Annotated in this window: 9 protein-coding genes and 1 pseudogene; 7 read left to right on the top strand and 3 right to left on the bottom strand. The window is 71.2% G+C overall.

Translation table 11 applies throughout. The features are described 5' to 3' along the window. Nucleotides 1-19 precede the first annotated feature (19 nt). From QK442_RS01585 to pulA, 6 genes and pseudogenes are all read left to right on the top strand, one after another. On the top strand, nucleotides 20-1,033 hold the full coding sequence (locus QK442_RS01585) for a sugar ABC transporter permease (protein ID WP_282691913.1): 1,014 nt from the start codon (nucleotides 20-22) through the stop codon (nucleotides 1,031-1,033). Nucleotides 1,034-1,074: 41 nt separating this feature from the next. After that, nucleotides 1,075-1,914, top strand: a complete 840-nt coding sequence (locus QK442_RS01580) for a carbohydrate ABC transporter permease (RefSeq protein WP_282692049.1) — start codon at nucleotides 1,075-1,077, stop codon at nucleotides 1,912-1,914. A gap of 50 nt (nucleotides 1,915-1,964) precedes the next feature. Next, nucleotides 1,965-3,632, top strand: a complete 1,668-nt coding sequence (locus tag QK442_RS01575) for a glycoside hydrolase family 13 protein (RefSeq protein WP_282691912.1) — start codon at nucleotides 1,965-1,967, stop codon at nucleotides 3,630-3,632. Then, entirely contained in the window at nucleotides 3,620-4,675 is a 1,056-nt protein-coding gene (locus tag QK442_RS01570) for a LacI family DNA-binding transcriptional regulator (protein WP_282691911.1), read from the top strand. The genes QK442_RS01575 and QK442_RS01570 overlap by 13 nt, the downstream gene beginning before the upstream one ends. Nucleotides 4,676-4,810: 135 nt before the next feature. Further along, a complete protein-coding gene (locus QK442_RS01565; RefSeq protein ID WP_282691910.1) occupies nucleotides 4,811-6,496 on the top strand; it encodes a carbohydrate-binding module family 20 domain-containing protein in 1,686 nt (561 codons plus the stop codon). Then, nucleotides 6,493-11,963, top strand: a pseudogene (gene pulA, locus QK442_RS01560) (pullulanase-type alpha-1,6-glucosidase). The gene QK442_RS01565 and the pseudogene pulA overlap by 4 nt, the downstream one beginning before the upstream one ends. A 65-nt stretch (nucleotides 11,964-12,028) precedes the next feature. Here the strand turns inward: pulA and QK442_RS01555 are convergent. Then, complete coding sequence (locus QK442_RS01555; protein ID WP_282691909.1) at nucleotides 12,029-12,748, bottom strand: TetR/AcrR family transcriptional regulator; 720 nt, start codon at nucleotides 12,746-12,748, stop codon at nucleotides 12,029-12,031. A 37-nt stretch (nucleotides 12,749-12,785) separates the two neighbouring features. Between QK442_RS01555 and QK442_RS01550 the strand changes: the two genes are divergently transcribed. Then, nucleotides 12,786-13,142: a hypothetical protein gene (locus tag QK442_RS01550; protein ID WP_282691908.1), complete on the top strand. Its 357-nt coding sequence runs from the start codon at nucleotides 12,786-12,788 to the stop codon at nucleotides 13,140-13,142. 15 nt (nucleotides 13,143-13,157) lie between these two features. Here the strand turns inward: QK442_RS01550 and QK442_RS01545 are convergent, their stop codons facing one another. After that, the gene (locus tag QK442_RS01545) at nucleotides 13,158-14,222 is read right to left on the bottom strand and encodes a PDR/VanB family oxidoreductase (protein WP_282691907.1); all 1,065 of its coding nucleotides are present in this window, start codon (nucleotides 14,220-14,222) and stop codon (nucleotides 13,158-13,160) included. Further along, nucleotides 14,222-15,106 carry a metal-dependent hydrolase gene (locus QK442_RS01540; protein WP_282691906.1) on the bottom strand — a complete coding sequence of 295 codons (885 nt, stop codon included), beginning with the start codon at nucleotides 15,104-15,106 and terminating at the stop codon, nucleotides 14,222-14,224. Before QK442_RS01540 ends, QK442_RS01545 begins: the two co-directional genes overlap by 1 nt. Between the last annotated feature and the right edge of the window lie 49 nt (nucleotides 15,107-15,155).

The raw sequence follows: 15,155 nt of genomic DNA, 5'->3' as shown, positions 1-15,155 counted from the left end.
GAGGAAGGCTGGCCGGCTGATGGCTGTGGACACTCCCAGCCAGTCGATGGCGAAGGCCGCGGGCGACAGCGTCGCCCGCGGCCGGCGCCGCGCGACTGGACCGAAGCGGCGGGCGCCGAAGCGTTCTCTCGCCACCCACTGGTACGCCTGGGCGATGGTCGCCCCGGTGGTGATCGTGATCACCGTGATCATCGGTTATCCGCTGGTGCGCGGCATCTACCTGTCGCTGACCAACGCCACCGAGCGCAACGTCGCGCGCACCATCGGCGTCAACGAGATCCCGGCCAGCTACGAGTTCGTCGGCCTGGACAACTACACGGAAGCCATCACCGGCAGCCAGTTCCTCGGCAGCCTCGGGTGGACGATCGTCTGGACCGTCTCCTGCGTGGCGATCACCTTCGCCCTCGGCCTGACCCTCGCCAACATCCTCAACCGCAAGATCGCCGGCCGCTCCTTCTACCGGATGCTGCTCATCCTGCCCTGGGCGGTCCCCGGCTTCGTCTCGGTCTTCGCCTGGCGCTTCCTCTACGACGAGCGCCGCGGCATGCTCAACCAGATCCTCTCGGGCATCGGTATGGACGCCGTCCCGTGGCTGAACGACCCGCTGATGGCCAAGTTCTCCGTCATCGCCGTCAACGTCTGGCTCGGCGTCCCCTTCATGATGGTGGCCCTCCTCGGCGGCCTCCAGTCCATCCCCGGCGAGCTCTACGAGGCCGCGGAGATGGACGGCGCGGGCGCCTGGCAGCGGTTCCGGAACATCACCCTGCCGGGCCTGCGGTCCGTCTCCACCACGGTGGTCCTCCTCTCCACCATCTGGACCTTCAACATGTTCCCGGTGATCTTCCTGCTCACCCGGGGCGGACCCGGCGAGGCCACCCAGATCCTCGTCACCCAGGCGTACAAGTTCTCCTTCGAGATCAGCCCGCGCGACTTCGCCCAGTCGTCCACGTGGGGCGTCCTCATCCTGGTGCTCCTGATGATCTTCGCCGCGATCTACCAGCGCGTCCTCCGCAAGCAGGGAGAAGTCTGGTGACCACCCTGACCCCCACGGCCCAGCGCCGCGCCCCCCAGGCCATGAACACCCCGGTCCGGGGCCGCCGTTCGCCGCTCGCCTCGGTGGCGCTGCACCTCACCCTGATCGTCGCCTCCGTGATCGCCGTCTTCCCGGTGCTGTGGGTCCTGCTGACCTCGCTCAAGCCCGCGAAGCACGCGACCACCACGGACTTCTTCAAGGAGCCGACGTTCGAGAACTACACGAACCTGCTGGGGGACACCCCGTTCCTCACCTGGTTCGGGAACTCGCTCCTCGTCGCCGGACTCACCACGCTCATCGGCGTGTTCATCTCCGCCACCACCGGCTACGCGGTCAGCCGCTTCCGCTTCCCCGGCAAGCGCGGCCTGATGTGGACCCTGCTCATCACGCAGATGTTCCCGGTCGCCGTCCTCATCGTCCCGATCTACAACATCATGGCGTCGATGGGGCTGCTCAACCAGCCGCTCGGCCTGGTCATCACCTACCTGACCATCGCCGTCCCGTTCTGCGCCTGGATGATGAAGGGCTTCTTCGACGGCATCCCGCGCGAGATCGACGAGTCGGGATACGTCGACGGGCTCACCCCCTTCGGCACCTTCTGGCGGCTGATCCTGCCGCTCGCCAAGCCGGGCATCGCGGTGACCGCCTTCTACTCCTTCATCACCGCCTGGGGCGAGGTCGCCTACGCCTCCGCCTTCATGGTCGGCGACGAGAACCTGACGCTCGCCGGCGGTCTGCAGAAGTTCGTCAACCAGTACGGAGCCCAGTGGGGTCCGATGACGGCGGCCTCCGTCCTCATCGCCATCCCCGCGGCCCTCGTGTTCCTCTTCGCCCAGCGTCACCTCGTCACCGGTATGTCCGCCGGCGCGGTGAAGGGCTGACGGCCCTGAGCGCCGAACCCGTACGCCCCTCCTTACCTCCCAGGGAAGACATGACCCAGCACCTCGCCACCCCCGCCGCCGCCCCGACCACCGGCACCGACACGGGCTGGTGGAGAGACGCGGTGATCTACCAGGTCTACCCGCGCAGCTTCGCCGACGGCAACGGCGACGGCATGGGCGACCTGGTGGGTATCCGCAGCCGGCTGCCGTACCTCAAGGAGCTCGGCGTCGACGCCGTCTGGCTCTCCCCCTTCTACGCCTCCCCGCAGGCCGACGCCGGGTACGACGTCGCCGACTACCGGGCCATCGACCCGATGTTCGGCTCGCTGCTCGACGCCGACGCCCTGATCCGCGAGGCCCACGAACTGGGCCTGCGCATCATCGTGGACCTGGTCCCCAACCACTCCTCGGACCAGCACGAGTGGTTCCAGCGGGCGCTGCGCGAGGGCCCCGGCTCCCCGCTGCGCGAGCGCTACCACTTCCGTCCCGGCAAGGGCGAGAACGGCGAACTGCCGCCCAACGACTGGGAGTCCATCTTCGGCGGCCCCGCCTGGACGCGGGTCGAGGAGGCGGACGGCACTCCCGGGGAGTGGTACCTGCACCTCTTCGCCCCCGAGCAGCCGGACTTCAACTGGGAACACCCGGCCGTCCGCGACGAGTTCCGCTCCATCCTGCGCTTCTGGCTCGACATGGGCGTCGACGGCTTCCGCGTCGACGTCGCCCACGGCCTGGTCAAGGCCGCCGGCCTGCCCGACATCGGCGCCCACGACCAGCTGAAGCTGCTCGGCAACGACGTCATGCCCTTCTTCGACCAGGAGGGCGTCCACGAGATCTACCGCTCCTGGCGGAAGATCCTCGCCGAGTATGACGGCGAGCGCGTCCTCGTCGCCGAGGCGTGGACCCCGACCGTCGAGCGCACCGCCAACTACGTGCGCCCCGACGAGATGCACCAGGCGTTCAACTTCCAGTACCTGGGGACCCATTGGGATGCAGCTGAGCTGCGTACCGTGATCGACGCCTCGCTCGCCGCGATGCGGCCGGTCGGCGCCCCCACCACCTGGGTGCTCTCCAACCACGACGTCACCCGGCACGCCACCCGCTTCGCCAACCCGGCGGGGCTCGGCACCCAGCTGCGCACCCCCGGCGACCGCGAGCTCGGCCTGCGCCGGGCCCGCGCCGCGACCCTGCTGATGCTGGCGCTGCCCGGTTCCGCCTACGTGTACCAGGGCGAGGAGCTGGGCCTGCCGGACGTCACCGACCTGCCCGACGAGGTGCGCCAGGACCCGTCCTTCTTCCGGGCCACCGGCCAGGACGGCTTCCGCGACGGCTGCCGGGTGCCGATCCCGTGGACCGTCGAGGGCTCCTCGTACGGCTTCGGCGACGGCGGCTCCTGGCTGCCGCAGCCGGCCACCTGGGGTGCGCTGAGCGTCGAGGCGCAGACCGGCGACCCCGGCTCCACCCTGGAGCTGTACCGCAGCGCGCTCGCCGTCCGCCGCGAGCGTCCCGAGCTCGGTGCGGGCGACTCCGTCGAGTGGCTGGAGGCACCCGAGGGTGTGCTCTCCTTCCGCCGCGACGGTTTCGTCTGCACCGCCAACACCACCGGCCGGGCCATCTCCGTCCCGCTGCCCGGCCGGTATCTCCTCTCCAACGAGGACGTCCGGATCGTCGACGACGAAGCAGTCGTGCCCGCCGACACCACCGTCTGGTGGGCGGTGTGACGATCCCCCCGCCGCGGGGCACCGGAGCCGGTGCCCCGCGGCTCGCGGACATCGCGGCCCAGTCCGGGGTCAGCGAGGCCACCGTCAGCCGGGTCCTCAACGGCAAGGCGGGGGTGGCCGGTGCGACCCGGCACAAGGTGCTCGCGGCGCTCGACGTGCTCGGCTACGAGCGTCCCGTACGGCTCAAACGCCGCAGCGCGGGCCTCGTCGGGCTCGTGGTGCCCGAGCTGACCAACCCGATCTTCCCGGCCTTCGCGCAGGTCGTCGAACAGGTCCTGGCCGGGCACGGCTACACGCCGGTGCTCTGCACCCAGATGCCCGGCGGCGCCACCGAGGACGAGCTGGTCGACCAGCTGGTGGAGCGCGGGGTGGCCGGCATCGTCTTCCTCTCCGGGCTGCACGCGGACGCCTCCGCCGACCCGGCGCGGTACGCCCGGCTGACCGAGCGGGGGGTGCCGTACGTCCTCATCAACGGCTACCACGAGCGGATCGACGCCACCTTCGTCTCCCCCGACGACCGGGCCGCGGCCCGGATGGCCGTGCGGCACCTCGCCGAACTCGGCCACGAGCGGATCGGCCTCGCCATCGGCCCCACCCGTTACGTGCCCTCGCGCCGCAAGGCGGAGGGCTTCGCCGCCGAGCTGTACGAGACGCTGGGCGTGGAGCGGGCGGAGGCCGAACGCTTCGTGCGGTCCACCCTGTTCGGCGTCGAGGGCGGGCACGCGGCGGCCGAGATCCTGCTCGACGAGGGCTGTACGGGGATCGTCTGCGGCTCCGACCTGATGGCGCTCGGCGTCATCCGGGCGGCCCGCGCCCGGGGCCTCGACGTGCCGAAGGACGTCTCCGTGGTCGGCTTCGACGACTCCCCGCTGATCGCCTTCACCGACCCGCCGCTGACCACCGTGCGCCAGCCCGTGCAGGCCATGGCGACGGCGGCCGTCGGCGCGCTCCTGGAGGAGATCGAGGGCAGCCCGGTGCAGCGCACCGAGTTCGTCTTCCAGCCGGAGCTGGTGGTGCGGGGCTCCACAGCGGCCGCCTTGTAACTCCTTGCGCAAGTCTTTGCGTTGTGTTGTGCGAACTCTTGACCGCACGCCTGTGCGCCCCTAGCGTCGCGGCTGAAAACAGTTGCTGAAGCTTTCGGCAACTTCTTGCGACAGGGACGTCGTACAGGAGGAAGCATGGCCAGAAAGACCGTGGCCGCTGCACTCGCCCTTGTGGCGGGGGCCGCTGTGGCCGTCACGGGGACCCCCGCCGCGCAGGCCGCAGCCCCTGGCGAGAAGGACGTCACCGCGGTGATGTTCGAGTGGAAGTTCGCCTCGGTGGCCAAGGCCTGCACCGACCAGCTCGGCCCGGCCGGGTACGGCTACGTGCAGGTCTCCCCGCCCCAGGAGCGCATCCAGGGCCCGCAGTGGTGGACCGCCTACCAGCCCGTCAGCTACAAGATCGCCGGCCCGCTCGGCGACCGCGCCGCCTTCAAGTCGATGATCGACACCTGCCACGCCGCCGGGGTGAAGGTCGTCGCCGACACCGTCATCAACCACATGACCGCGGGCTCCGGGACGGGCACCGGCGGCAGCACGTACACCAAGTACGCGTACCCCGGCCTCTACTCCGACGCCGACTTCCACTCCTGCCGCCGGCCGATCAGCACCTACCAGGACCGCTCCGAGGTGCAGAACTGCGAGCTGGTCGGCCTCTCCGACCTGGACACCGGCTCGGACTACGTACGCGGCCGGATAGCCGGGTACATGAACGACCTGCTCTCCCTCGGCGTGGACGGCTTCCGCGTCGACGCGGTCAAGCACATGCCGGCCGCCGACCTCGCGAACATCAAGTCCCGGCTGACGAACCCTTCCGTCTACTGGAAGCAGGAGGCCATCCACGGCGCCGGCGAGGCCGTCTCCCCGAGCGAGTACCTCGGCACCGGCGACGTCCAGGAGTTCCGCTACGCCCGCGACCTCAAGCGGGTCCTCCAGAACGAGAAGCTCGCCTACCTGAAGAACTTCGGCGAGGGCTGGGGCTACATGCCCTCCGGCCAGTCCGGCGTCTTCGTCGACAACCACGACACCGAGCGCGTCGGCGACACCCTCTCCTACAAGTCGGGCGCCGCCTACACCCTCGCCTCCGTCTTCATGCTCGCCTGGCCCTACGGCTCCCCGGACGTCCACTCCGGCTACGAGTGGACCGACAAGGACGCCGGAGCGCCGAACGGCGGCCAGGTGAACGCCTGCTACACCGACGGCTGGAAGTGCCAGCACGCCTGGCGCGAGATCTCCTCCATGGTCGCCTTCCGCAACACCGCCCGCGGCGAGGCCGTCAGCAACTGGTGGGACAACGGCAACAACGCGATCGCGTTCGGCCGCGGCTCCAAGGCGTACGTGGCGATCAACCACGAACCCTCCGCCCTCACCCGCACCTACCAGACCTCCCTGCCCGCCGGCACCTACTGCGACGTCCAGTCGAACTCCCCGGTCACGGTCGACTCCTCCGGCCGGTTCACCGCCACCCTCGGCGCCGACACCGCCCTCGCCCTGCACACCGGGGCCACGAGCTGCGGCTCCCAGCCGGTGACCGCCGGCGCCTCCTTCAACGTCACCGCCACCACGGTCTTCGGCCAGAACATCTACGTCACCGGCAACCGCCCCGAGCTCGGCAACTGGTCCCCGGCGTCGGCCCTGAAGCTCGACCCGGCCGCGTACCCCGTCTGGAAGCTGGCCGTCTCCCTGCCCGCCGGCACGGCCTTCGAGTACAAGTACATCCGCAAGGACGCGGCCGGGAACGTGACCTGGGAGTCCGGCGCCAACCGCACCGCGACCGTCCCCGCCTCCGGCCAGATCGTCCTGAACGACACCTTCCGCAACTGACGCCTTTCCCACCGCAAGGGCCGCCCCCGCCGGGGCGGCCCTCCCTTTCCCGTACCTCCAGGGAGCCCCCGTGACCCGCAAGAGAACAGCGGTCGCCCTCGCCACCGCCCTGTGCGCCGCCCTGGCGCCCGCCGTCCCCGCGACGGCCGCGCCCCGCCCCCCGGCCCCGCCCTCCGACCGGACGCTCGCCGCGCAGCCCGCCCGCCAGGACCTCACCCGCGAGCAGTTCTACTTCGTGCTGCCCGACCGGTTCGCCAACGGCGACGCCTCCAACGACCGGGGCGGCCTCACCGGCAGCCGTACCGCCACCGGCTTCGACCCCACCGACAAGGGCTTCTACCAGGGCGGCGACCTCAAGGGCCTCACCCAGCGCCTCGACTACATCAAGGGCCTCGGCACCACCGCCATCTGGATGGCGCCGATCTTCAAGAACCGGCCCGTGCAGGGCGAGGGCGAGAACGCCTCGGCCGGCTACCACGGCTACTGGATCACCGACTTCACCCAGGTCGACCCGCACTTCGGCACCAACGACGACCTGAAGAAGCTGATCGCCGCCGCCCACGCCAAGGGCATGAAGGTCTTCTTCGACGTCATCACCAACCACACCGCCGACATCGTCGACTACGAGGAGAAGTCCTACGAGTACCTCTCCAAGGGCGCCTTCCCCTATCTGACGAAGGACGGCCGCCCCTTCGACGACGCCGACTACGCCGACGGCACCCGGCCCTTCCCGAAGACCGACCGGGACTCCTTCCCCCGCACCCCCGTCGTCGCCGCCGACAAGAAGAACGCCAAGGTCCCGGCCTGGCTCAACGACCCGGCGATGTACCACAACCGAGGCGACTCGACCTTCGCCGGGGAGTCCTCCACGCACGGCGACTTCGTCGGCCTGGACGACCTGTGGACCGAGCGTCCCGAGGTCGTCGAAGGCATGAAGAAGATCTACCAGCGGTGGGTGCGCGACTTCGACATCGACGGCTTCCGCATCGACACGGTCAAGCACGTCAACACCGAGTTCTGGACCCAGTGGGCCACCGCCCTCGACGAGTACGCCGCGAAGCAGGGCCGCCCCGACTTCTTCATGTTCGGCGAGGTCTACTCCGCCGACACCTCGATCACCTCGCACTACGTCCGCGAGGGCCGCCTCGACGCCACCCTCGACTTCCCGTTCCAGGACGCGGCCAGGAACTTCGCCTCCCAGGGCGGCTCGGCGGCCCGCCTCTCCCGGCTCTTCGGCGACGACTTCAAGTACACCACCGACAAGGCCAACGCCTACGAGTCCGTCAGCTTCCTCGGCAACCACGACATGGGCCGCTTCGGCACCTTCCTCAAGCAGGACAACGCCAAGGCCGACGACGCCGAACTGGTCAAGCGCTACGGCCTCGCCAACGAGCTGATGTTCCTCAGCCGCGGCAACCCGGTCGTCTACTACGGCGACGAGCAGGGCTTCACCGGCGCCGGCGGCGACAAGGACGCCCGCCAGACCCTGTTCGCGTCCAAGACCGCCGACTACCTCGACGACGACCAGCTCGGCACCGACCGCACCCACGCCGTCGACGCCTACGACCCCACCCACCCGCTCTACCGGCGGATCGCCGCCCTCGCGCAGCTCCGCAAGGCCCACCCGGCCCTCGCCGACGGCGTCCAGATCGAGCGGTACGCGGCCGACGGCGCGGGCGTCTACGCCTTCTCCCGCATCGACACCCGGACGAAGACCGACTACACCGAGTACATGGTCGCCGTCAACAACGCCACCGAGGCGAAGACCGTCCAGCTCACCACGGAGTCCGCAGGGCGGACCTTCCGCCCGGTCTACGGCGACACCGCCGCCGCGACCAGCGGCGACGACCGGACGATCACCGTCACCGTCCCCGCGCTCTCCTCCGTCGTCCTGAAGGCCGACGGGCCCGTCGCCGCCCCCGCCACCGCCCCGGCCGTCACCCTGAAGGCCCCGGAGGCGGGCGCCACCGGCACCGTCGAGGTCACCGCCGACGTCACCGGCGGAGGACTCAACCGGGTCGTCTTCGCCGCCCAGCAGGGCGACGCGAAGTGGCAGGTCCTCGGCACCGCCGACCACGCCCCCTACAAGGTGAACCACACCGTCACCGCCCCGGCCGGCACCCCGGTCCGCTACAAGGCCGTGGCCGTCGACGCCAAGGGCCGCACCGCGAGCGCCCTCGCCACCACCACCGCGGGGCAGGCCCCCGCCCCCGAGGCGCCGACCGCGACCCAGCGCGACTACGCGATCGTCCACTACAAGCGCCCCGACGGCGACTACACCGACTGGCGCCTCTACGCCTGGGGCGACCTCGCCGACGGCGAGGCCACCCCCTGGCCCGAGGGCCACGCCTTCACCGGCCGCGACGCCTACGGGGCCTTCGCCTACGTCAAGCTGAAGCCGGGCGCCTCCGACCTCGGCTACCTCGTCATCGACAAGGACGGCAACAAGGACGTCTCCGCCGACCGCCACATCGACCTGTCGAAGACCGGCGAGGTATGGCTGGAACAGGGCAAGGAGCAGGCCCTGGACCAGGCCCCCGACGGCGCCTACCCGCCCCAGGACAAGACCAAGGCCGTCCTCCACTACCAGCGCGCCGACGGGAACTACGACGGCTGGGGCCTGCACACCTGGACCGGCGCCGCCCAGCCCACCGACTGGTCCAAGCCCCTCATGCCGGTCCGCACCGACGCGTACGGCGCCGTCTACGAGGTGCCGCTCGCCGAGGGCGCGACCTCCCTCTCGTACATCCTCCACAAGGGCGACGAGAAGGACCTCCCCGCCGACCAGTCCCTCGACCTCGCCGCCACCGGCCACGAGGTGTGGCTCCTGAACGGCCGGGAGAAGCACCTCCTGCCCCAGCCCAAGGGCGGCGGCGCGGCCCTCGACCTCGCCAGGTCCACGGCCGTGTGGATCGACGAGACCACCGTCGCCTGGAACGCCTCCGCCACGGCCGCCTCCAGCCAGCTCGTCTACTCGCCCACCGGCTCCCTGGCCGTCCAGGACGGCACCCTCACCGGCGAGGACCGCGCCCACTGGCTGCGGCTGAACAGGACCGCCCTGACCGACGCGCAGAAGGCCGCCTTCCCGCACCTGGCGCAGTACACCGCGTACTCCGTCGACCCGCGCGACCGCGACCGCGTCCGCACCGCCCTGCGCGGCCAGTTGATCGCCACCCAGCGGGCCGCCAACGGCGCCCTGCTCACCGCCACCGGCGTGCAGACCGCCGGCGTCCTCGACGACCTGTACGCGGCGAAGGCCACCCGGGCGGAGCTCGGCCCGGTCTTCCACCGGGGCCGCCCCACCCTCTCCCTGTGGGCGCCCACCGCGCAGTCCGTCGCCCTGGAGATCGACGGCCGGACCGTGCCCATGCGCCGCGACGACGCCTCCGGCGTCTGGAAGGCCACCGGGCCGAAGTCCTGGACCGGCAAGCCGTACCGGTACGTGGTGAAGGTCTGGGCCCCCACCGTCCAGAAGCTCGTCGAGAACCGGGTCACCGACCCCTACTCGACCGCCCTCACCGCCGACTCCGCCCGCAGCCTCGTCGTCGACCTCGCCGACCCGGCCCTGGCCCCCAAGGGCTGGAAGACGCTCAAGAAGCCGACCGCCGTGCCGCTGCGCGACGCCCAGATCCAGGAACTCCACGTCCGCGACTTCTCGATCGCCGACCCCACCGCGAACCCGGACCACAAGGGCACCTTCCTCGCCTTCACCGACAAGGACAGCAAGGGCTCGCGGCACCTCAAGGCCCTCGCCGACTCCGGCACCTCCTACGTCCACCTCCTCCCGGCCTTCGACATCGGCACCATCCCCGAGAAGAAGTCCGAGCAGACGACCCCCGCCTGCGACCTGAAGGTCTACGCCCCCGACTCCGAGGAGCAGCAGGCCTGCGTCGCCGAGGCCGCCGCGAAGGATGCCTACAACTGGGGCTACGACCCCCTGCACTACACCGTCCCCGAGGGCTCCTACTCCACCGACCCCGACGGCACCCGCCGCACGGTCGAGTTCCGGCAGATGGTCCAGGCCCTCAACGGCCAGGGCCTGCGCACGGTCATGGACGTCGTCTACAACCACACCGTCGCCGCCGGACAGTCCGACAAGTCGGTCCTCGACCGGATCGTCCCCGGCTACTACCAGCGCCTCCAGGCCGACGGCACCGTCGCCACCTCCACCTGCTGCGCCAACACCGCGCCCGAGAACGCCATGATGGGCAAGCTCGTCGTCGACTCGGTCGTCACCTGGGCGAAGCAGTACAAGGTCGACGGCTTCCGCTTCGACCTCATGGGCCACCACCCGAAGGAGAACATCCTCGCGGTGCGCCAGGCCCTCGACGCGCTGACCGTCGAGAAGGACGGCGTCGACGGCAAGGCGATCGTCCTCTACGGCGAGGGCTGGAACTTCGGCGAGATCGCCGACGACGCCCGCTTCGTCCAGGCCACCCAGCGGAACATGGCCGGAACCGGCATCGCCACCTTCTCCGACCGGGCCCGCGACGCCGTCCGCGGCGGCGGCCCCTTCGACAACGACCCCGGCGTCCAGGGCTTCGCCTCCGGCCTCTACACCGACCCCAACACCTCCACCGCCAACGGCACCCCCGAGGAGCAGAAGGCCCGCCTCCTGCACTACCAGGACCTCATCAAGGTCGGCCTGAGCGGCAACCTGGCCTCGTACACCTTCACCGACACCTCCGGGCGCACGGTCAAGGGCTCAGAGGTCGACTACAACGGCGCCCCGGCCGGCTACGCCGCCGCCCCCGGCGAGGCCCTCGCCTACGCCGACGCCCACGACAACGAGACCCTGTACGACGCGCTCGCCTTCAAGCTCCCGGCCGGCACCACCCCGGCCGAGCGGGCCCGCATGCAGCTTCTCGCCATGGCCACGGCCACCCTCTCGCAGGGCCCGGCGCTCTCCCAGGCCGGCTCCGACCTGCTGCGCTCCAAGTCCCTCGACCGCAACTCGTACGACAGCGGCGACTGGTACAACTCGATCCAGTGGGACTGCCGCGACGGCAACGGCTTCGGCCGCGGCCTGCCCCTCGCCGCCGACAACAAGGACAAGTGGGGCTATGCCAAGCCGCTGCTCGGCAACCCGAACCTGACGGTCGGCTGCGCCGAGATCGACGGCACCTCCGCCGCCTACCGGGACCTCCAGAAGATCCGCACCACCGAACCCGTCTTCTCCCTGGCGACGGCCGGTCAGGTGCAGTCCGCGCTCTCCTTCCCGCTCTCCGGGAAGGAGGAGACGCCGGGCGTGATCACCATGCGCCTCGGTGACCTCGTGGTCGTCTTCAACGCGACCCCGGACGAGCGGCAGCAGACGGTCGCCGCCCTCGCGGGCACGGCCTACGGCCTCCACCCGGTCCAGGCGAACGGCTCCGACGCCGTCGTCAAGTCGGCCTCGTACGAGGCGGGTTCGGGCACCTTCACGGTCCCGGCCCGCACGGTCGCGGTCTTCAGGGCCGCCGACTGATCCGGTAGGACCCGGCAGTACGGGCCCCGGCCGCCACCGGCGCGGCCGGGGCCCTTCTGCGAGCGCTACGAGCGCTGATCCGGTACGGCGACGGCGGCGGGCGCCAGTTCCAGGAGCCGGCCCACCAGGTCCGCGAACGGTCCGTCCGCCGGCTCCTCGGCCAGGACCGCGGTCAGGACCTTCGCCGTCTGCTCGTCGTAGACGGCGCTCACCGCCGTCAGGGCCGCGAAGTCGTGCACCAGCTTCTGCTCCAGCTCCGCGCGCGGCACCCGCCGCCCGTCCAGCCACAGCAGCGCCGTCGACTCCGCGAGCGACACCCAGGACCGCACCACCAGTTCGAGCCGCGGCGAGGGCTCCGCCACCCCGAGATGGGCCAGGATCTGCTCGTACGCGGCCTGCCGCACCTCGTCGATCATCGCGTTCGTCGTCGACGAACCCACCGCAGGACCGCCCCGCATCAGCGCCGCGAAACCCGGCCCGTGGTCGTCGACGAAGTCGAAGAACCGGCCCATCACCCGCAGGAGGCGCGCCCCCAGCGGCCCCTGCGGCGGCTCCAGGAAGCGGGCCGCCAGCTCGTCCGCCGCACGCCGCAGCGCCGCCTCGTACAGGCTCTGCTTGCCGGGGAAGTAGTGGTAGACCAACGGCCGGGAGATGCCCGCCGCGGCGGCGATCTCGTCGATCGAGACCTCGTCGGGGGAGCGGCGGCTGAAGAGTTCGAGTGCCACCCCGATCAGCTGCTGCTTGCGCTCCTCGACGCCCATTCTGCGCCGCACACCGGTCGTCATACGAACAGCCTAACGGGGTCCGTTACGCTCCTCGTTCATGAGCGCTTCCGACCAGGACACCCCGGCCGCCGAGACTCCCGGGACGGACGAGCCCGACGAGGCGGTGGTGGAGGAAGAAGAGGGCCGGGAATCCGGCGAGGGCATGACGCCCAAGCAGGCGAGACGGCTGCGCGTGGCGGCCGCCTCGGTCCTGCTCGTGGCGATGGGCGTGGTCCTGGTGATCCGCCTGGCGACCAGCACCTCCGTCCTCGTCGTCGGCGTGTACGGCCTCGCGATGATCCTCTGCGGCATCGTCATCGAGCTGTCCCGCAACGGCCGCACCCGCCTCGGCACCTGGCTCCTCGTGAGCGGCCTCGCGGCCGCCCTCGCCCTCGACTGGCTGGTCCTGCCCTGACCGGACCTGTAAGTCCTACAGGTCCAGGACGAGCTTCCTCCCGGTGCAGCGCGAGACGCAGACCAGCATCGAACCGGCCGCCCGCTCGGCCTCGGTGAGGAGTTCGTCCCGGTGGTCGACCTCGCCCTCCAGGACGGTCTGCACGCAGGTGCCGCAGAACCCCTGCGTGCAGGAGTACATGAGGCCGGGCACCTCCTCCCGTACCGCCGCGAGCACCGAACGGTCGGCGGCGACGGCCACCGTCCGCCCCGAGCGCCGGAGTTCGACCTCGAAGGGGGTGCCGCCGGCCGGGGCGACCGCCGAGAAGCGCTCCAGACGCGGCGCCCGGCCCTCCGGCATCGCGGCGGTGACCGCGTCCATCAGCCCGTCGGGCCCGCAGCAGTAGACCTGCGTCTCACTCGGCACGGAGCCGAGGAAGGCGAGGTCCGGATACCCGGCCTCGTCCTCCGCGACCACGGTCACGCGGTCCCCGCCGAGCCGTACGAGCTCCGCCAGGTACGGCATGGTGGCGCGGGACCGGCCGCAGTAGACGAGGCGCCAGTCCGCGCCCGCCGCCTCCGCGGCCCGCACCATCGGCAGGACCGGGGTGACGCCGATGCCGCCGGCGACGAAGACGTACGAGGGGGCGGCGACGAGAGGGAAGCGGTTGCGGGGGCCCCGGATCTCGACCTCCGCGCCCTCGTGGAGCTGTTCGTGCACCTCGCGCGAGCCGCCCCGGCCGCCCTGCTCCTCCTCGATGAGCCGGGTCGCGATCCGGTAGACGTCCGCCTGGCCGGGGTCGCCGCAGAGCGAGTACTGCCGGACCCGGCCCGAGGGCAGCACGACGTCGAGGTGGGCGCCGGGCTCCCAGGACGGCAGCCGCTCGCCCTCCAGGCGCAGTTCGACGACGCCCTCGGCGGGGACGGCCCGCCCGGTGACGAGCACCCGGCGCGGGACGGTGGCCCCGCGCCCGTAACCGGAGACCGGCTCCTCCAGGGACGGCAGCGGCCACAGTGGGGCGGTGGTCATCCGCGAGCGGACCGCCCGCCGGACGAGCAGCGCGGCGCCCGCGACCAGGGCGACGGTGGTGAACCGGGGCATCAGCGGCCTCCGTTGGCGCCGGGGGAGGAGGCGAGGTAGGCCACGGCCTGCGCGGTGTCGCCCTCCTGGGAGGGGTGGTAGGAACGGCTCAGATAGCGGGGGATCGAGCGCAGCATGGCCGGGACGGACGGCAGCACGCCCTGGCGGCCCCTGCGGTGGAAGTCCCTCCAGGACGCCTTGGGGTCGAGCAGGGTCGGATCGTTCTCCAGGAAGAAGCGGACCCCGCGCTGCCAGAGGAAGACCAGGGTGAAGAAGGAGAGCGCCCAGGTGCGGACGCGGCGCCGGTAGCCGCCGTCGAGGTGCATGAACAGCTCGAAGGCCACCGCCCGGTGCTCGACCTCCTCGGCGCCGTGCCAGCGCAGCAGGTCCAGCATCATCGGATCGGCGCCCCGCCGGTCCAGCTCCTCGGCGTTCAGCACCCAGTTGCCGAGGAAGGCGGTGTAGTGCTCGATCGCGGCTATCATCGCGACCCGCTCCTTCAGCCACCAGCGGCGCGCCCGCCCCGGCGGCAGCGTCCGGTCGCCGAGCAGCTTCTCGAAGAACCAGTCGACCTGCGCGGTGTACGGCGTCGGGTCGAGCCCCTGCCGGCGCAGGTGCGGCAGGACGTCGTCGTGCGCCTGTGAGTGCACGGCCTCCTGGCCGATGAACCCGATGACGTCCTCGCGCAGCCGGTCGTCGGTGATGTACGGCAGCGCCTGCTGGTACACGTGGACGAACCAGCGCTCCCCGGCCGGGAGCAGCAGGTGCAGCACGTTGATCGTGTGCGTGGTGAAGGGGTCGCCGGGAACCCAGTGGAGCGGGGTCTCCCGCCAGTCGAAGGCGACCTTGCGGGCCTTGAGCTCGACGTGTTCCGACGCCACCGGTGCAGGCTGCGTATTAGACATGCCGTCAATGTACTGAGGGGTAAGCACGACGAACAGAGCCGCGCACGGC

This window comes from Streptomyces sp. CC208A, assembly GCF_030010625.1.
GTDB lineage: Bacteria > Actinomycetota > Actinomycetes > Streptomycetales > Streptomycetaceae > Streptomyces.
Note: the sequence above shows the minus strand (reverse complement) of the source record. Positions and strands in the feature narration are given on the sequence as shown.